The 18,645-nt window shown below is 71.3% G+C and carries 13 protein-coding genes; 5 read left to right on the top strand and 8 right to left on the bottom strand.

What is annotated here, in order from left to right; translation table 11 throughout:
• Positions 1–33: 33 nt before the first annotated feature.
• On the bottom strand, positions 34–1,581 hold the full coding sequence (locus AB0N16_RS27215) for a helix-turn-helix domain-containing protein (protein WP_365801025.1): 1,548 nt from the start codon (positions 1,579–1,581) through the stop codon (positions 34–36).
• Between the two features lie 124 nt (positions 1,582–1,705).
• Here AB0N16_RS27215 and AB0N16_RS27210 point away from each other — a divergent pair, with 124 nt between their 5' ends.
• From AB0N16_RS27210 to AB0N16_RS27200, 3 genes are read left to right on the top strand one after another with little or no spacing between them, the layout of a single operon-like run.
• Positions 1,706–3,163, top strand: coding sequence for a sodium:solute symporter (locus tag AB0N16_RS27210; protein ID WP_365801023.1), 1,458 nt, complete (start codon positions 1,706–1,708; stop codon positions 3,161–3,163).
• Between the two features lie 57 nt (positions 3,164–3,220).
• The gene (gene speB / locus AB0N16_RS27205; protein ID WP_351734961.1) at positions 3,221–4,189 is read left to right on the top strand and encodes an agmatinase; all 969 of its coding nucleotides are present in this window, start codon (positions 3,221–3,223) and stop codon (positions 4,187–4,189) included.
• The gene (locus tag AB0N16_RS27200) at positions 4,186–5,871 is read left to right on the top strand and encodes a thiamine pyrophosphate-binding protein (protein ID WP_365801021.1); all 1,686 of its coding nucleotides are present in this window, start codon (positions 4,186–4,188) and stop codon (positions 5,869–5,871) included. The genes speB and AB0N16_RS27200 overlap by 4 nt, the downstream gene beginning before the upstream one ends.
• A 58-nt stretch (positions 5,872–5,929) precedes the next feature.
• On the opposite strand, the gene AB0N16_RS27195 is transcribed toward AB0N16_RS27200, so the two are convergent.
• Complete coding sequence (locus AB0N16_RS27195) at positions 5,930–6,286, bottom strand: peptidase inhibitor family I36 protein (protein ID WP_365801019.1); 357 nt, start codon at positions 6,284–6,286, stop codon at positions 5,930–5,932.
• A gap of 194 nt (positions 6,287–6,480) precedes the next feature.
• On the opposite strand from AB0N16_RS27195, the gene AB0N16_RS27190 reads away from it, so the two are divergent.
• Positions 6,481–6,726 (top strand): hypothetical protein, encoded by a 246-nt coding sequence (locus AB0N16_RS27190; RefSeq protein WP_365801017.1) that lies wholly within the window; start codon positions 6,481–6,483, stop codon positions 6,724–6,726.
• A gap of 101 nt (positions 6,727–6,827) precedes the next feature.
• On the opposite strand, the gene AB0N16_RS27185 is transcribed toward AB0N16_RS27190, so the two are convergent.
• The 6 genes from AB0N16_RS27185 to AB0N16_RS27160 all read right to left on the bottom strand — a co-directional run bounded on the left by AB0N16_RS27185 (position 6,828) and on the right by AB0N16_RS27160 (position 14,655).
• On the bottom strand, positions 6,828–7,634 hold the full coding sequence (locus AB0N16_RS27185; RefSeq protein ID WP_365801015.1) for an endonuclease: 807 nt from the start codon (positions 7,632–7,634) through the stop codon (positions 6,828–6,830).
• A gap of 137 nt (positions 7,635–7,771) precedes the next feature.
• Positions 7,772–10,105, bottom strand: coding sequence for a glycosyltransferase family 39 protein (locus AB0N16_RS27180; protein WP_365801013.1), 2,334 nt, complete (start codon positions 10,103–10,105; stop codon positions 7,772–7,774).
• A gap of 122 nt (positions 10,106–10,227) precedes the next feature.
• Positions 10,228–11,265 (bottom strand): esterase-like activity of phytase family protein, encoded by a 1,038-nt coding sequence (locus AB0N16_RS27175; RefSeq protein ID WP_365801011.1) that lies wholly within the window; start codon positions 11,263–11,265, stop codon positions 10,228–10,230.
• Positions 11,266–11,420: 155 nt separating this feature from the next.
• Complete coding sequence (locus tag AB0N16_RS27170) at positions 11,421–12,266, bottom strand: serine hydrolase (protein ID WP_365801009.1); 846 nt, start codon at positions 12,264–12,266, stop codon at positions 11,421–11,423.
• A gap of 125 nt (positions 12,267–12,391) precedes the next feature.
• Positions 12,392–14,107: an MOSC and FAD-binding oxidoreductase domain-containing protein gene (locus AB0N16_RS27165; protein ID WP_365801007.1), complete on the bottom strand. Its 1,716-nt coding sequence runs from the start codon at positions 14,105–14,107 to the stop codon at positions 12,392–12,394.
• A gap of 89 nt (positions 14,108–14,196) precedes the next feature.
• Positions 14,197–14,655, bottom strand: coding sequence for a MarR family winged helix-turn-helix transcriptional regulator (locus tag AB0N16_RS27160; RefSeq protein ID WP_365801005.1), 459 nt, complete (start codon positions 14,653–14,655; stop codon positions 14,197–14,199).
• Positions 14,656–14,872: 217 nt separating this feature from the next.
• On the opposite strand from AB0N16_RS27160, the gene AB0N16_RS27155 reads away from it, so the two are divergent.
• The gene (locus tag AB0N16_RS27155) at positions 14,873–18,610 is read left to right on the top strand and encodes an ABC transporter ATP-binding protein (protein WP_365801003.1); all 3,738 of its coding nucleotides are present in this window, start codon (positions 14,873–14,875) and stop codon (positions 18,608–18,610) included.
• The last annotated feature ends 35 nt before the right edge of the window (positions 18,611–18,645 follow it).

Genomic DNA, 18,645 nt, shown 5'->3' with positions numbered 1-18,645 from the left:
TCCCTGCGTATCGCCCGCTGGGACGTGCGTCACTCACTCCTGTCGGAGGGCGAACCACAGCTCCATCCGTACGTCCGGGTCGTCGAGTTCGGCACCGAGCAGAGCCGCGCAGCGGGCGATGCGCTGGCGCACGGTGTTGCGGTGGACGGAGAGTGCCACCGCTGTGCGGTCCCAACTGCCGTGCAGGGAGAGCCAGGTGCGGAGGGTGTCGACGAGGGCGGGGTGCTCGGCGAGGGGGCCGAGGAGGGCGCGGGCGTGGGCGTGGGCCTCCGCTGTCGGGATCAGGTCGTCCAGTGCGGGGCGGGTGCCGTGCCGGACCAGGGGGGTGCGGGTCGCTCGGGCGCGGGCCAGTGCGCGGGCCGCTTGCGCGGCGGCGGCCGAGAGTTGGTGTGCGGGGACGGGGGCGCTGACGCCCAGCGTCCAGCCGGGTTGTGGTTCGGGTTGCCGGTCGGCGGGGACCAGGAGCTGGACGAGGTCCCCTACAGGGTCGATGAGGGGCGAGCCGAGTGTGGCGCCCAGTGCGGTGGCGGTGAGGAGGTCGGGCGGGTGCGGGTGTGTGGGGGCTTGTCGCGCCCCGCGGCGGAGCCGCATATCGGCAGGGTCCCGCGCCCCCAAGCGGTTGGTGAGATCCCGTTGGTCATTCCTGCAGGCATGTACGACGAACCAGTTGTCCCCCTTGCCGAGCAACGGCGCCACCTCCTCCGCCGTACCGCCCAGCAGGAGTCGTACGAGTGCGGAGTTTCGGGCTGCGCCCGAGCCGCTGTGCTGTTCGCCGGTGAGGAGGGTGAGCAGGACCGTGGCCACCGAGGCGATGGTGTGGTCGCCCGGTTCGCGGGCCGGGGTGGCCACCCCGAGGACGAAGCCGGTGCTGAGGGTGTAGGCCGCGAGGTGGACGCCCGCCGTGGCGTGGGTCGCCGAGGTCGGGGTGCCCGGGCCTGACGGTCGTACCACCTCCGTCAGCTCGGCCAGCGAGCCGCGTACCGGTGCGTCCGGCTCGCGTCCCGCCGAGGCGAGCTCCGCTCCCTCCGGGCCGTACAGGGCCGTCCAGCCGCCCACCCGCTGGGCCAGCTGCCGCAGCACCGACGGCACCGGGTCGGGGCGGGCGGCGGCGGCCGCGAGGCTCTGCTGGGCCTCGGTGACCCGGCGCAGCTCGGCCAGGCGGGCCTGGGCCATCAGCTGCCAGAGCGCGCGGGCGACGGCGGAGAAGGTGGTCTGCGGGGGGACCTCGACGAGCGGGAGGTCGTACGCCTCGCAGGCGGCGACGAGCGCGCGCGGGACCGTGTCGTGGACGGGGGCCACCCCGAAGCCGAGGGCGGCACCGCCCGCCGCCACGATCCGTGACACGTAGTCGTCGAAGTAGGTGCCCGAACCCGCCGCGTCCGGGATGTGCACCCCGGCGGTCAGCAGCAGCTCCCCGCCGAGCAGGTAGGGGTACGGGTCGGCCATCTCCGAGGTGTGCGCCCAGTGGACCACCAGGGACGGGTCGGACGGCCCGGCGATCTGGCGCAGGGCGAGGTCCTCACGGGCCAGCAGGGCCGCGAGGGGAACCGGGGGTGTGGGCGGAACGGCGGGGTCCGGCATGGTGTGCGTTCTCTCCATCCGGCGGGGCTCGAATGGATGAAACGTACACTTCGCAGCCGCTTTCCGGCCACCTAATGTCGGTGACCGTCACCCGCCGGCGAGACCCCCAGTGAAGGAGGGCCCTGTGGCCGTCGACTACGCAGTGATCGTGATCTATCTGGCCGGGATGCTGGCCATGGGCTGGTGGGGCATGCGCCGTGCCAGGTCCAAGAGCGACTTCCTGGTGGCGGGCCGCCGCCTGGGCCCCGCCATGTACTCCGGGACCATGGCCGCGATCGTCCTGGGCGGTGCGTCCACCATCGGCGGTGTGGGCCTCGGCTACCAGTACGGCCTGTCCGGCGCCTGGATGGTCTTCACCATCGGCCTCGGGCTGCTGGCCCTGTCGGTCTTCTTCTCGGCCCGGATCGCCCGCCTCAAGGTGTACACGGTCTCCGAGATGCTGGACCTGCGGTACGGCGGCCGGGCCGGCGTGATCTCGGGCGTCGTGATGTGGGCGTACACCCTGATGCTCGCCGTCACCTCGACCATCGCGTACGCCACGATCTTCGACGTCCTCTTCGACATGAACCGGACGCTCGCGATCGTCCTCGGCGGCTCGATCGTGGTCGCCTACTCGACGCTCGGCGGCATGTGGTCGATCACCCTGACGGACATGGTGCAGTTCGTCGTCAAGACCATCGGCGTACTGCTCCTGCTGCTGCCGATCGCGGTGGTCAAGGCCGGCGGCTTCGCCGAGATGAAGGCCAAGCTGCCGACGGCGTACTTCGACCCGCTGGGCATCGGCGGCGAGACGATCTTCACCTACGTGCTGATCTACACGTTCGGGATGCTCATCGGCCAGGACATCTGGCAGCGCGTGTTCACGGCCCGGGGCGACCGGACGGCGAAGTGGGGCGGCACGGTCGCCGGCACCTACTGCCTGGTGTACGCCCTCGCCGGTGCCGTGATCGGTACGGCCGCCAAGGTGCTGTACCCGAAGCTGGGCAGCCCGGACGACGCCTTCGCGACCATCGTCAAGGACGAACTCCCCGTCGGGGTGCGGGGGCTGGTGCTGGCCGCCGCCCTGGCCGCGGTCATGTCGACCTCCTCCGGCGCGCTGATCGCCTGCGCGACCGTGGCCAACAACGACATCTGGTCGCGGATCCGGGGGAAGGCGAGGTCCGGTGACCATGACGAGGTGCGGGGCAACCGCGTCTTCATCCTGATCATGGGCGTCGGGGTGATCGGCACGGCCATCGCGCTCAACAACGTCGTGGAGGCGCTGACCGTGGCTTACAACCTGCTGGTCGGCGGCCTCCTGGTGCCGATTCTCGGCGGACTGCTGTGGAAGCGCGGCACGGTCCAGGGCGCCCTCGCCGCCGTGACCGTCGGCGGCCTCGCGGTGATCGGCCTGATGGCGGGTTACGGCATCCTCGCCAACGAGCCCGTCTACTACGGCCTCCTCTCCTCCCTGGCCGCGTATGTCGCCGTCTCCCTGGCGACCAGGCCGACCGACGCGGCCGTGCTGGCCAACTGGCGGGAACGGCTCGCGGGCCGCGCGACTCCCGAACTCGCGTCCGAACCGGTCCCGGCCGCCCAGTAAAGTCGTAGACAGAAGCAGTACATACGCGACGAAGCGTAGGAAAGAAGGCATGACCTCATGAGCAGCAACGAGACACCCCGCGGACCCGTCGACTCCTCCCGCATCCCGCGGTACGCCGGTCCCGCGACCTTCGCCCGGCTGCCCCGCCTCGACGAGGTCGGCACCGCCGACGTCGCGGTGGTGGGCGTGCCGTTCGACTCCGGTGTCTCGTACCGGCCGGGCGCCCGCTTCGGCGGCAACGCCATCCGCGAGGCGTCCCGGCTGCTGCGCCCCTACAACCCGGCCCAGGACGCGTCCCCCTTCGCCCTGGCACAGGTCGCGGACGGCGGGGACATCGCGGTGAACCCGTTCAACATCAACGAGGCCGTCGAGACCATCGAGGCCGCCGCCGACCAGCTGCTCGGCACCGGCGCCCGGCTGATGACCCTGGGCGGCGACCACACCATCGCCCTGCCGCTGCTGCGCTCGGTGGCCAGGAAGCACGGCCCGGTCGCCCTCCTCCACTTCGACGCCCATCTCGACACCTGGGACACCTACTTCGGCGCCGAGTACACCCACGGCACCCCGTTCCGCCGGGCGGTCGAGGAGGGCATCCTCGACACCTCGGCCCTCTCCCACGTCGGCACCCGCGGCCCGCTGTACGGCAAGCAGGACCTGACCGACGACGAGAAGATGGGCTTCGGCATCGTGACCTCGGCGGACATCTACCGCCGGGGCGCCGACGAGGTGGCCGACCAGCTCCGCCAGCGCATCGGCGACCGCCCCCTGTACATCTCCATCGACATCGACTGCCTGGACCCCGCCCACGCCCCCGGCACCGGCACGCCGGAAGCGGGTGGTATGACTTCCAGGGAGCTGCTGGAGATCCTGCGCGGACTCTCCTCCTGCAACCTCGTCTCGGCGGACGTCGTCGAGGTGGCCCCCGCGTACGACCACGCGGAGATCACGTCGGTGGCGGCCTCGCACACCGCCTACGAACTGACCACGATCATGACCCGTCAGATTGCCGAGGCTCGTTCGAAGTGACCCACGACCACGACCTGGTACTCCGCCCGACGCAGGCGCAGACGGCCGCAGCCCTCAACCCGCCCGCCGGCCGCAACGGCGGGGACCTGGTCGTGGAGACGCTGGCCGGGCTCGGCGCGACGACCGTCTTCGGACTGCCCGGCCAGCACGCCCTCGGCATGTTCGACGCCCTGCGCCGCTCCTGCCTCCGCTATGTCGGACTGCGGGTGGAGAACAACGCGGGCTTCGCGGCGGACGCGTACGGCAGGATCACCGGCGAGGCGGCCCCGCTGCTGCTGTCCACCGGCCCCGGCGCGCTGACCTCGCTGGCCGCGCTCCAGGAGGCGGCCTCGGCCTCCGCGCCCGTGCTGGCGATCAGCAGCCAGATCCCCACCGCCGGCCTCGGCGGCGGCCGGCACGGCTACCTCCACGAACTCCCGGACCAGTCGGCCTCCTTCCGGGGCGTGGTGAAGTCGGTGCACACCGTCCGCACCCAGTCGCAGATCCCCTCCGCGCTCGCGGCGGCCTGGCAGTCGGCCCTCTCCGCCCCGCACGGCCCGGTGTGGGTGGAGATCCCGCAGGACGTGCTGCTGGCTCCGACATCGCTCCCGGTGGTGACGGCGATGGACGCCACCCCGGACGAGCTGCCGCCGCGCCCCGAACTGACCGCGGTGGCGGCCGACCTGCTGTCCCGCGCGGCCCGCCCGGCGATCATCGCGGGCGGGGGAGTGGTACGGGCGGACGCGTCGGGCAAGCTCCGGCAGCTGGCCGAGACGCTGAACGCGCCGGTGGTCACCACCTTCGGCGGCAAGGGCGCCTTCCCCTGGAACCACCCGCTCTCCCTCCAGTCCTGGCTGGAGGACCGCCACACCACGGACTTCCTGGAGGACGCGGACGTCCTGCTGGTCGTGGGCTCGGGCCTGGGCGAACTCTCCTCGAACTACCACACGTTCAAGCCTCGCGGCCGGGTCGTCCAGATCGAGGCGGACCTCGGCAAGCTGGAGTCCAACCACCCGGCCCTCGGCATCCACGCGGACGCCCGGCTCGGGCTCCAGGCCCTGCTGGAGACGGTGTCGCCCCGCGCGGACGACACGGCGGCCGACCGGGTACGGGACCTGCTGTCCCGGGTCTCGGAGCGCATCGTCGCCCAGGAACTCACCCTGGAACAGGACGTGTTGGCGGCGGTCCGCCGGGCCCTCCCGCGGACGTCCCCCTCCTTCTGGGACATGACGATCCTGGCCTACTGGGCGTGGTCGGCGTTCGACCCGCAGGGCACCAACCTCATGCACTCGGCCCAGGGCGCCGGCGGTCTCGGCTACGGCTTCCCGGCGGCGCTCGGCGCGGCCGCCGCCGACCCGACCCGCCCGGTCCTCGCGGTGTCCGGCGACGGCGGTGCCCTCTACTCCATCGCGGAACTGGCGACGGCGAGGCAGCACGACCTCCCGGTCACCTGGCTCATCGTGGACGACGGCGGCTACGGCATCCTGCGCGAGTACATGACGGACTCGTTCGGCGAGGCCACGGCGACGGAACTGGCCCGCCCCGACTACGTGGCGCTCGCCGAGTCCTTCGGCGTCCCCGGCGTCCGCACCACCCCGGAGACCCTGGAGACGGACCTGGCGAAGGCCCTGGCCGCTCCGGGGCCCTCGGTGGTCGTGCTCCCGGCCCTGCTGCGGATGTTCGCGCCGACGCACCTGGGCTGAGCGCGAAGTACCCCGGGCAGGGCCCCCTACCGGCCGGCCCGGTGGGGCGGTGACCGGTTCAGCAGGCGCCGGCGCCCACCCCGTCGATCCGCCCGCCGAAGTCGCCGCGGTACTGGGAGCGCCAGTCGCCGTTGAAGACGTCGCGCTTCTCGGTCGGCGACCAGTTGACGAAGCAGGCGCGGGTGGAGGCGACGAAGGAGCCGACGTGGTCGTGGAGGCCCGGCGGCATGTCGCGGTAGCCGCTGCGGGCCGTCCACTCCCAGTAGTCGCCGCCGAAGCCCTCCCCGCTCCAGAAGCACACCGAGCCGTCGGGACAGGAGGGGGCGGCGGCCGCCTGTGCGGAGGCACTCTGGGCGGGCACCACCAGCGCGGTCAGCGCGAGCGCGGCAGCGAGGGACCAGCTACGAAACTTCACGGGACGCTCCGAAAAAGGGAGTTGGGGACGCCCCGGCGGAACCACCGGGGCGCCCCCATGCTCCTGGGCGATCACCCGGACACGCCCGAGTCCAAGATCGGCTTCACCTGTGTGAGCGAACTAGTCGTTCAACATCACCGGAGGTGTGGGGCGAGCGACATAGTGCAGGGAGGAGGTGAGCTGCCGTGTCCATCATGAGCGACCTGATCGAGCGAGGCGGAATCCCCGAAGGCTTCAAGGTCGAGGTCTTCGACGGAAGGGTGATCATGACCCCGCAGAGCCCCGAGCAGGATTGGACCGTTTCCGATGTGAAGGATGCGGTCAAGGCCGCGGGTATCGCTCGCGAGCGGGTCTTCGGGGACGTGCTCATCACGGACAGGCCGTCGAGGTTCCGTACGGTGAGACGGTCAGTTTCACACTGGCCACGGGAGAACGCGTGAAGATCGATACCAGCACGTTTCCCACTCGCGACGCACGCGAACGGTGACCTGCGACGACGGCCGTACAGGCGCACCTGTACGGCCGTCGTTTCTCCCGGCTCCTACCAGATCGCCTCGACCCACTCCGGGTGGTCGATGAACGGGTTCCGGTTGTGCTGGTAGGTGCTGTAGATGACGTCGTTGCGGTTCTCCTCGAAGGAGTCCGGCGGGTCCTCGTCGTTCCACTGCTTGAGGACCGAGAGCTTGCCGATGTACGGGTTGCTGCCGTTGGCGACCTTGTCGTCGGGCTCCAGGTTCGCGAAGCCGTCGTCGCCCTCGTAGCGGACGGCCATGTAGAGGATCATGCGGGCCACATCGCCCTTGACGGCGTCGCGCGGCTCGAAGGAGTCCGAGTCGACCTTGCTGCCGCCGCTGTTGGTGAAGGTGGAGCCGCCCTCGTCGAAGTCGAGGTTGCCGCGCTTGCCGTTGACCGCCACGTCCTCGGGCCGGATGTGGTGCAGGTCCGTGCCGGGGCCGGTGGAGGTGGTGAGGTCGCCGTGCGAGATCGCCCACACGTGCTCACGGTTCCAGTCGCCGCTGTCACCGCCGTTGAGGGTCTTGCTGCGCGAGATACCCGAGTACAGCAGGATCACGTTGCTGCTGTTGTTCGGGTCCTGGTCGGTCTTCTTCAGGGCGTCCCACAGGGCCGAGTACGACAGCTTGGTGACGTTCGCGCTGATGATCGTGTGCAGGGACGACTTGAGGGTCGTCCCCGTCTTGCCGATCGCGTTCTTGTAGTACGTCGAGTCGTACGCGGTGGTCGTCGCGGCGGCCGGAGTCGCCGTCAGCGCCGGGGCGGTCAGGCCGACCAGGACGGCGGCGGTCGTCAGCGCCACCGACTTCCAGTGCCGTATGCGTGTCGCCAGCATAAAGAGTTTCCCATCTACGCGGGTTGATGAGGCGGCAAGAAGGAGGGTGACATGAACATGAGGACGCGGAGGTGAACGGGACGTAAAAAAAGACCCCCGACCGTGTGGTCGGGGGTCTCTTCGGTGTCGGGACTACGTCAGCTGACGTCCGACGGGTCGAGCCGGTAGAGCGTCGATGTAGCGGACGAAGAGGACGAAGACGTCGAGGACTTGGAGTTCGAGGTCGAGCTCTCCGTCGTGCTCGTGCTCTTGCTGTACGCGCTCTCCTTCACCGCCGTCCCGTTCTTCTGCACCCAGCTGGTCACCTCGGAGCTGAGCGTGTTGTTGCCGCCCATGCCCATACCGCCGCCGCCGACCTGGATGTAGTGCAGCTTGCCCGCCTTCACCAGTTCCTTCAGCTTGGCGACGGTCATCGCCTTGTCGGATCCGGTGAAGCCCCACATGGAGATCACGGGCTCCTCGGCGCTCAGCTCGATCTGGGACGCGGTCTGGGAGTTGGAGACCGCGAGCAGCCAGGTGGCGCCGTCCATGTGCTTCTTCAGGTAGGCGATCAGGTCGCTGCTCACGCCGCCGCCCATGCCACCGCCCATGCCACCGCCGCCGAAGCCGCCGCGCTGACCGGTGCCGCCGGCTGTCTCGCCGGTGCCACCGGTACCGCCGGCCGCGCCGCCCGGCATTTCACCGTTCGTGCCGCCGGGGAAGCCGCCGCCCTGCTGGGTGCCGCCGGGCGCCTGACCGTTGGTACCGCCAGGACCGCCGGTGCCGCCGGTCGCGCCCGTACCGCCGCCCGGCGCCTCGCCGTTCGTGCCGCCGGGGAAGCCGCCGCCCATCTCGCCGCGGGCCTCGGCGTTCTGCCCGCCCGGGAAGCCGCCCCGGTTGCCGCCGCCACCGCCGGGACCGCCGCCGAAGCCGCCGCTGCCCGTCGAGGGGCCGGCCGTCGGGTTCGTACCGCCCATGCCGCCGCCGACGGAGCCGCCGAACGGGTCCGCCGCCGCGTAGGCCGTCGGACCGGCCAGCGCCGCGATCACGGCCGCCGCCACCGAGGCGGTGAAGAGGCGGGACCGGTTGCCGATGGGGGTCCCCCCGCTCGAGCGAAGCCGAGCGTGGGGGAGGAAGAGGATCATGCCCACGATGCCGGCCACCGTCAGGACGCCGATCGTCGGCCACAGCCAGGTGTTCCAGCCGGAGGCACGGCGGAGCAGGACGATCGCCCAGATGCCGGTGACGCCGAAGGCGGCGGGGAGGACCCAGATCCAGCGCTTGTCGTTCCTGAACGCGTCCAGCAGCATCACGCCACCGCCGCCGCACAGCGCCGCGATGCCGGGGGCCAGCGCGGTCGTGTAGTACGGGTGCATGGTGCCCTGCGCGGTCGCGAAGATCACGTAGTGCAGGAGGGTCCAGCCGCCCCACAGGACCAGCGCCATCCGGCGGAGGTCGGTGCGGGGAGCGCGGCCGCACAGCACCAGGCCGCCGATCAGGGCGATCGCGGAGAAGGGCAGCAGCCAGGAGATCTGGCCGCCGAGGATGTCGTTGAACATCCGGCCGAGACCGGCGGAGCCGGAGAAGCCGCCGCCCCCACCTCCGCCCCCGGCGCCGTTGCCCTCGCCGCCGAAGACGCGGCCGAGACCGTCGTACCCCATGATCAGGTCCCAGGCCGAGCCGTCCGTGGAGCCGCCGATGTACGGGCGGTCGGAGGCCGGGACGAGGGAGACGGCGATCGCCCACCAGAAGCTGGAGACGGCCAGCACCACCGCGGCGAGCGCCAGGTTGACGATCCGCTTCACCCAGGGGGCCTTCGACGCGTACAGGTAGAGCGCGAAGACGGCCGGGAGTGCGATCCAGCCCGCGAGCAGCTTGGTGTTGAAGGCGAGGCCGAAGCAGGCCGCCGAGCCGAGCAGTGGGAGCAGCTTCTCGTCACGGGTGGCGCGGAACGCGAGCGCCGCGCCCGCGACCATCAGGAAGACCAGGATCGTGTCGGGGTTGTTGTCGCGGTTGATCGCGACGGTGATCGGGGTCAGCGCGAGCACCAGCGCGGCGACGGTCGCCGCGCCGTACCCCCAGATCCGCTTCACGTTCGCGTGCAGGATCCAGATCGCGCCCAGGCCGGCCGCGACCTGCGGCACCATCATCTGCCAGGTCCCGAAGCCGAAGATCCGGCACGACAGGCTCATGACCATGGTCGCGAACGGCGGTTTGTCGACGGTGAGGAAGTTGCCCGGGTCCAGCGAACCGAAGAACCAGGCCTTCCAGCTCTTCGTACCGGCCCAGATGGCGCCGCTGTAGAAGGTGTTCATGTTGGAACCGGAGAGGTTCCAGGAGTAGAGCACCGCCGCCAGGATCAGGATCGCGATCAGCGCGGGCAGCGACCAGCGCGGCGCCTTGTCCGGCAGGGGAGCCGCGGGGGTCGCCGTGGGCGGCGCCCAGTCGGGGGACACGGTCGTGGGGGGAATGGGATCGGTGGCAGATGTCACCAGCCCACCATGCAGACGGCCGATGGGTGAGGGCTGTGCCGATCCTGGGCGCAAGCTGTGGGTGGGTGAGATCCGGGTAAGAGGGCGGCCGGTGCGACCGCCCTCCGTAGTCGGCCGGTGTCTCAGTGCGTACGGACGGACAGCCGGTAGAACCGGGTCGTCTGGGCCGCGTTCTGGTTGTCGTCGCTGACCAGGAGGACCTTGTACGCGCCCTTGGAGCGGCCCGTGACCACCATGCCCTCGATGTTGTCGAGGAGCGGGCTGGGCTGCGGCTGCTTGGCCGTGGCGCCCAGGGTCGGGCAGGTCGCGATGTCCGTCAGCAGGGTCTTCGCGATCAGCCGTACGCCGGCCTGCCCGGTGAGGTTCCCGATGCCGCTGGTGTCGGTGGCGTGCCGCGGGTCGGCCAGGAAGAGGCGGACGGTGTTGCCGACGCCGGCGGTGAAGCCGCGTTCCAGGACGAGCAGGCGGCCGTCGGGCAGCGCCTGGACCTCGGGGACGCCGAGGATCGGGTCGTCGGTGCGGTACGCGTACTGGGCCGACAGCCTGAAGTGGTCGCCCTCGGTGCGCTGCCAGGTCTGGAAGCGGACGATCCCGGCGGTGTCGCCGGAGAGGGCGTACTCCATGGAGGCCAGCAGGGTGCGGCCGCCGTTCAGGAGGGTCAGGCCCTCGAAGGTCTGGTTGGTGGTGGCCCGCCCGGCGGGGGACACCAGCAGCGACGACGGCACGGGGAGGCGGTCCAGGATCCTGCCGTCCACCGAGTAGCGGCGGATCGACGGCTCGGTCTCGGAGGTGACCAGCCGGGTGCCGTCGCGGTCCACGACCAGACCCTCGGAGTCCAGCGCGGCGCCGTTCTCGTCGGCGAGCTGGACGACCATCTCCGGTGCGAGCGTCTTCGCGTCCAGGTCGAAGAGCGAGGAGCGGTCGGAGAGAGCGGCCAGGGAGCCGTGCCGGTCCAGGGCGAGCGCGGAGAAGTTGCCGACGAAGGTGCCGTCGAAGGTCGTCTTGTCGAGGGCGTCGGAGAAGCCGTCGATGGAGACCGTGGACGAACAGGCGTTGGCCGGGCTGGAGTTGGCGGACGCGGCGGCGGGTCCGGCGGCGGACAGACAGGTGGCCGTCGCCAGGCCGGCGGTGACGGTGGCGAGTACGGTTCGCAGGCGCATGGCCGTCACCGTAAGCCGGATCGGTGAAGGGCGGGAGACCCGCTCATGAAAGGTCGGTCAGGTCAGTTCAGGTCAGGGCGGGACCAGGGCGGGACCGGGGCGGGACCGGGCCGGGTCATGGCCGGAGAAGCGTGCCCCGGCCATGACTCGAGCGCTCAACTCGCCGCCAGGTCCTTGTGGATGGCCTTCGCGATGCCCTGGATCGTGGTGATCCCGTAGTTCATGGTGCTGTTGTCGTGGGTCAGCACGGTCATCATGTAGTCGTGGCCGCCGCCCTTGAAGGTGCCGAGGCTGTGCACCCGCCAGCCGTGCGTGGACCGCGACAGCCAGCCGTTCTTGACGTGCACGGAGACCCCGGACGGGACGCCGTACGGGGTGCCCCAGCGCTGGGACGAGATGACCTCTCCCATCAGCTTCTGGATGTACGCCCGTGAGTTGTCGCTCAGGACGGTGTTCTTGGCGGTGATCATGGTGAGCAGCCGCTGCTCGTCGTGGACGTCGATCTGGGTGAGGCCCCAGTAGCCGTTGGCGCCCGGCGTGGTCTGGGTCATCCCGGCGGCCGTCAGGAACCCCTTGATCTTCGTCAGGCCGAGCTGCTTCCACAGTTTCGTGGTCGCGTCGTTGTCCGACTTGGTGATCATTGCCTTGGCCAGCGACTGCTCGGTTGCCGTCAGGTAGCGGTTGTGCTTCTTGGCGTCCCACAGCAGCGTGGCCAGCACGGTCACCTTCACGGTGCTCGCCGAGTCGTAGTGGGTGGTGGCACGGAGCGTGCACGTGGTCTTCGTGGACCGGTCGTAGAGCCCGACGGCGATGGTCCCCCTGCGGTTCGCCATCGCCGCGGTGATGTCCTTCTTCAGCTTCGCGGCGAGGCCCGCCTTCGCGGACGTGCAGCTGACGGTGGGAGCGGCTGCCGAGGCGGGTGCGGCCACCCCCGCGGTGAACGCGGCCCCGCCTGCGATCGCCACCAGTACCTTGGCGCGTCTCGATATCCGGTGTGTCATACCCGGATTGACTCGCGAGTTCGCACGAATGGTTGTACGGGCGGGGCAGGGTTTGACGAGTCGTTACCGGCACGGCGACGGCGGAGGTGCCGGTCGCCGCGGCTGTCGCGGCCGTGCCGCCCGGGTCAGAGGTCGAGGACGGCCTCGGTGGCCGGGGTGCTGCAGCAGACGAGGACGGTGCCGGGCTCGGGGAGTTCGAGCGGCGGGGTGGTGTAGACGACGTCGCCTGTCACCAGCGGGGTGACGCAGGTGTGGCAGACGCCGGTGCGGCACGACCAGCGGGTGGGGATGTCGCAGGCCTCGGCGAGTTCGAGGAGCGAGGCGTGGGCGGGTGACCACGGGGTGGAGACGCCGCTGCGGGCGAAGGTGACGAGCGGGCCGGGGCCCGGCGGACCGGAGGGCTGGTGCGGCCGGACCGCGGCGGTGGGGGTGACGCCGGGGTTGATGGCGGTGAGCGCGCTGAACCGTTCCGTGTGGATCCGCTCGGGGCGCAGACCGTGGTCGCGCAGGATGTCGCCGAGGTCGTCCATGAAGGCGGTCGGTCCGCACAGGTAGGCGTCGGCGTCGGGCGGGATCCCGAGGGCGGCGAGTGACGCGGCGGTGGGGCGGCCCCGGGTGACCCGGTCCTCGCCGGGGCGTGGGCCGTCGGCCGTGTAGTAGAGGTGCTCGCGGGCGTCGGGGAGCCGGGCGAGGAGGGCCCGGGCCTCGGCCGCGAAGGCGTGGTGGGCGCGGTCGTGGGCGGTGTGGAGCCACCAGAGGGGACGCGGGTCCCGGGCCGCGGCGAGCCGGTGGAGCATGGCGAGCACGGGAGTGACACCGATGCCGGCGGAGGCGAGGACGACCGGGCCGGTGCCGTCTTCGAGGACGAACGTGCCGCGTGGGGCGGCGACGTCCACGAGGTCCCCGGGGCGGAGCCCGGCGTGGATGTAGCCGCTGACCTTCCCGTGGGGTTCGTGCTTGACGCTGATCCGGTAGCCGTCGGCCACGGGCGGCGCCGAGGACAGGGAGTAGCTGCGCACCTCGTGGACGGCCGCCCCGGCGGCGGGACGGAGGGAGAGGTACTGGCCCGGGCGGGCCGCCGGCAGCGGGGTGCCGTCGACGGTGTCCAGGTAGACGGAGGAGATGTCGGCGGTCTCGCGGACGATACGGGTGACGCGCAGGGGCCGGAAGCCCGGCCACCCCGGCTCCTCCCCGGGCCGCCCGGCGGCGGCGAGCTCACGGAAGGACTGCTGCCAGCCGGGGCTGAGGGCGGGGATGTCCAGCGCGGTGCGCAGCTTCGCGGGGTCGCGGCCGGGGAGGTAGAGCAGCGCGTCGGTGTCGGCGACGCTGAGTTCGCCCGGCCCCTTGCGGGTGAGGGTGATTCCGTCGCCGGCCTGGACGTGACCCTCGGTGAGTACCCGCAGGTAGAAGCCGGGGCGGTGGTGGGCGACCAGGAGGGCGGCCATGCCGGGCTCGCCCAGGCGCATGCCGACGCGGTAGCAGGTGACGCGGGGCTGGGTGACCTCGAACTCCGCCTCGCCGATCCGGTACCGGTCGCCGATGCACACCTCGTCGTCGGGCAGGCCGTCGACGGTGAAGTTCTCCCCGAAGATCCCGAAGGTCAGGTCGTCGCGGCCGAGCTTCTTCCGCCAGTACCGGTAGGAGTCCAGCTGGTAGACGAGCACGGCCCGGATCTCGCCGCCGTGCCCGGCCAGGTCGCCCTGGCCGTCTCCCTCGACGTTCAGCCGCCGCACCATGCGGCGGCCGGGCACGGGGGACTTCCACGCCCCGGTGCGGACGGTCCTTCCCTGCCAGGGGACGTCCTCGGGCATTCCCACGTTGACGGACAGCAGCGTCGCCATGGCGACCTCCTGCGGGTGACCGGCCGGCGGCCCCAGTCTGCTGCCTTCGCCGGACCGCCGCGAACGGAGGAGACGTCCGGACGGAACACCTAGTGGTGCCAGGCGCTCCCGCCCGTGTTGTGGATGAAGCGCTGCAGCACCTTGAGGGTGGTCAGGTACTCCTCGTCGGAGATGCCCGCGTGGCGCTCCGCCTGCAGCTCGGCCTGGACGGCCGCGGCCTTGCCGTAGAAGGCCCGGCCCTCTTCCGTGAGGCTCAGGAGGCCGCCCGGGGCCTGGGTGATCCACCCGTGGGCGATGGTGCTGTCGATCTCCTCCTCCATGGCCTCCGGGCCGGTGTCGAGGTAGCCCCGGAGGATGCGGGACACCTCGTCCCGGGTCCCGTCGCCGTCGGCCCGGGCGACCTGGCCCAGGACCCACCACTGCGGCTGGGTGGTGCCGATCTCCGCGAGGGCGGCCCGGGCGCGGGTGACGACGGCCTTGTGGGCGGCCCAGCTCCAGTAGCCGATGGGCTGGTGGATCAGTTCGGCGTCGCTGTGCGAGTACTCCACGGCCGGTACCTCCGTCTGTGCCTGAGTGGTTCGACACCGCCGACCGTAGAAACTCGACCGCACTTGAGGTCAAGCCCTGCCCGCCGGAGCGAGGGGGCCCAGGTCCGTGGACCGAGCCCTCCTGCGACCATCGCCCGAGAATTGTTGCGGAGGGATGAAATCCGGTTCCGTCCGTGTTGTGGTCATGCGGAAGAAGAGGGCGAACGGGAGGCACCGCGTGGCAGCGCAACAGGGGGAGCGGCGGCAGGGCTGGGCGCGCAGGCTGGCGGAGTATGCCTGGCGGCATCCCAGGTACGTCGTACTCGCGCTCGGGTCCTCGCTGGCCGGTATGGCCGTACTGGCCGTCGTACCCCTGATCACCAAGGTGATCATCGACGACGTGATCGGTGACCACAGCCGGGCCATGGGCCCCTGGGCCGGTGCCCTGGTCGGCGCCGCCGTCCTCGTCTACGTGGCCACCTTCGTCCGTCGCTACTACGGCGGCCGGCTCGCCCTCGACGTCCAGCACGACCTGCGGACCGAGATGTACGACACCATCACCCGGCTCGACGGACGGCGGCAGGACGAGCTGTCCACCGGTCAGGTGGTCGGCCGGGCGACGAGCGACCTCCAGCTGATCCAGGGCCTGCTCTTCATGCTGCCCATGACCATCGGCAACGTCCTCCTCTTCCTGATCTCCCTCGGCATCATGGCCTGGCTGTCGCTGCCGCTCACCCTGGTGGCCCTCGCCGTCGCCCCGGCCCTGTACTGGATCGCCAAGCGCAGCCGCAACAAGCTCCACCCCGCCACCTGGTACGCCCAGGCCCAGGCCGCCGCCGTCGCCGGCGTGGTCGACGGTGCCGTGAGTGGCGTCCGCGTGGTGAAGGGCTTCGGGCAGGAGGAGCAGGAGACCGGCAAGCTCAGGGAGGTCGGCCGCAGGCTCTTCGCGGGACGCCTGCGCACCATCCGGCTGAACAGCAGGTTCACCCCGGCCCTGCAGTCCGTCCCGGCCCTCGGCCAGGTCGCCATGCTGGCGCTCGGCGGCTGGCTGGCGGTCCGCGGTCACATCACCCTCGGCACCTTCGTCGCCTTCTCCTCCTACCTCGCCCAGCTGGTCGGCCCGGTCCGGATGCTCGCCGTGGTCCTCACGGTCGGCCAGCAGGCCCGCGCCGGCACCGAGCGCGTCCTGGAGCTGATCGACACCGAGCCGACCCTGAAGGAGGGCACGAAGACCCTTCCCGCCGACGCGCCCGCGACCGTCGAGTTCGACGACGTGTCCTTCGGGTACGACCATGAACGCCCGGTGCTGAACGGGCTCAGCTTCGAGATCCGGCCGGGCGAGACCCTCGCCGTCGTCGGCTCCTCCGGCTCCGGCAAGTCCACGGTCTCCCTGCTCCTGCCGCGCTTCTACGACGTCACCCACGGCGCCGTCCTGGTCGGCGGCCACGACGTCCGCGAGCTGACCTTCGACTCGCTGCGGGCGGCCATCGGCCTGGTCCCGGAGGACTCCTTCCTCTTCTCCGACACGGTCCGCAACAACATCGCCTACGGCCGCCCCGACGCGACCGACGAGGAGATCCGGGAAGCCGCCCGCGCCGCCCAGGCGGACCGTTTCATCGACGAGCTGCCCGAGGGCTACGGCACCAAGGTCGGCGAGCAGGGCCTCACCCTCTCCGGCGGCCAGCGCCAGCGCGTCGCCCTCGCCCGCGCCCTGCTGACCGACCCCCGCCTGCTCGTCCTCGACGACGCCACCTCGGCCGTCGACGCCCGCGTGGAGCACGAGATCCATGAGGCGCTCAAACACGTGATGCGCGGCCGCACCACCCTCCTCATCGCGCACCGCCGCTCCACCCTCAACCTCGCCGACCGCATCGCCGTCCTCGACGGCGGCCGGCTCGCCGACATCGGCACCCACGAGGAGCTCCAGGAGCGGTCCGCCCTCTACCGCCGGCTGCTCACCGACCCCGACGAGCTGGGCGGGGTCTCCCCGGGCCACGCCCTCCCCGTGATCCCGCAAGAGGACACGACGGTCCGGGACGAACTGGACGCGGAGTTCGACGCCGAGCGAGGCGTGACCCCGCGCCTGTGGACCGGCGACCGTACGCCCAGGGACCTCGCCCTCGCCGGCACCCCGGCCACCCCCGAACTCCTCGCCCAGGTCGACGCGCTGCCCCCGGCCACCGACACCCCCGACATCGACGAGGCCCGGGCCGTACTCCCCGAGGACTCCTACGGTCTGCGCCGGCTGCTGCGCGGCTTCGGGCGTCCCCTGCTCGTCAGCCTCGCGCTGGTCGCCGTGGACGCCGGCATGGGCCTGCTGCTGCCGGTGCTGATCCGGCACGGCATCGACCAGGGCGTCACCAAGATGGCGCTCGGCGCGGTCTGGGCGGCCTCGCTGCTCGGGCTGTTCGCGGTACTGGCCCAGTGGGCGGCCCAGATCGGCGAGACCCGGATGACCGGACGTACCGGCGAACGCGTCCTCTACTCGCTCCGGCTGAAGATCTTCGCCCAGCTCCAGCGGCTCGGACTCGACTACTACGAGCGGGAGCTGACCGGCCGGATCATGACCCGGATGACGACCGACGTCGACGCGCTCTCGACCTTCCTGCAGACCGGGCTGGTCACCGCCTTCGTCTCCGTCGTCACCTTCTTCGGCATCATGGTCGTCCTGCTGGTGATCGACGTACAGCTCGCGCTGGTCGTGTTCACCACCCTGGTCCCGCTGATCGTCGCGACCTTCTTCTTCCGCCGGGCCAGCGTGAAGGCGTACGAACTCGCCCGTGAGCGGGTGTCGGTGGTGAACGCCGACCTCCAGGAGTCGGTGTCGGGCCTCAGGATCGTGCAGGCCTTCCGGCGCGAGGGGGACAGCGGGCGCCGTTTCACCGAGCGCAGCGAGAGCTACCGCAGGGCCCGTATCCGGGGCCAGTGGCTGATTTCGGTGTACTTCCCGTTCGTCCAGCTGCTGTCGTCGGTGGCCGCGGCCGGCGTGCTGATGGCGGGCGCGCACCGGGTGGAGGCGGCCACCCTCACCACCGGTGCCCTGGTCGCCTACCTCCTCTACATCGACCTGTTCTTCGCACCCGTCCAGCAGCTCTCCCAGGTCTTCGACGGCTACCAGCAGGCCACCGTCTCCCTCGGCCGCATCCAGGAACTGCTCCGCGAGCAGACGTCGACGCGGGCCGCGGACCAGCCGCGGGAGGCGACCGAACTCCGGGGCGAGATCGCCTTCGAGGACGTGCACTTCGCGTACGGGAACGACGAAGAAGCCCTCGGCGGGATCGACCTGACGATCCCCGCCGGGCAGACGGTCGCCTTCGTCGGCGAGACCGGCGCCGGCAAGTCGACCCTCGTCAAGCTGGTCGCGCGGTTCTACGACCCGACGGGCGGCCGGGTGACGGTCGACGGCACGGATCTGCGCACCCTGGACCTCACCTCCTACCGGCACCGGCTCGGAGTGGTCCCGCAGGAGGCGTACCTCTTCCAGGGGACCGTCCGGGACGCCATCGCCTACGGCCGTCCGGACGCCACCGACGCCGAGGTGGAGGCGGCGGCCCGCGCGGTCGGCGCCCACGAGATGATCGCCACCCTCGACGGCGGCTACCTCCACGAGGTGGCCGAGCGCGGCCGCAACCTCTCGGCGGGCCAGCGCCAGCTGATCGCCCTGGCCCGCGCGGAACTCGTCGACCCCGACGTCCTGCTCCTCGACGAGGCGACGGCGGCCCTCGACCTGGCGACGGAGGCCCAGGTCAACATCGCCACCGACCGTCTCACGGGCCGTCGTACCACCCTGGTCGTCGCCCACCGGCTGACCACCGCGGCCCGTGCCGACCGGGTGGTGGTCATGGACCACGGCCGGGTCGCCGAGGACGGCACCCACGACGAACTCCTCGCCCGCGACGGCCACTACGCCCGACTGTGGCGCACCTTCATCGGCCAGTCCGAGGAACCGGAGGAGCCCGTCGGCGCGACCCGCTGAGCCGCCGGCGTCCTGACCTGGCGTGGTCCAGGGCG

Source organism: Streptomyces sp. NPDC051105, assembly GCF_040682795.1.
Lineage (GTDB): Bacteria > Actinomycetota > Actinomycetes > Streptomycetales > Streptomycetaceae > Streptomyces.
The sequence above is the reverse complement of the archived record's forward strand: the minus strand, read 5'-3'. Positions and strand labels throughout refer to the sequence as shown.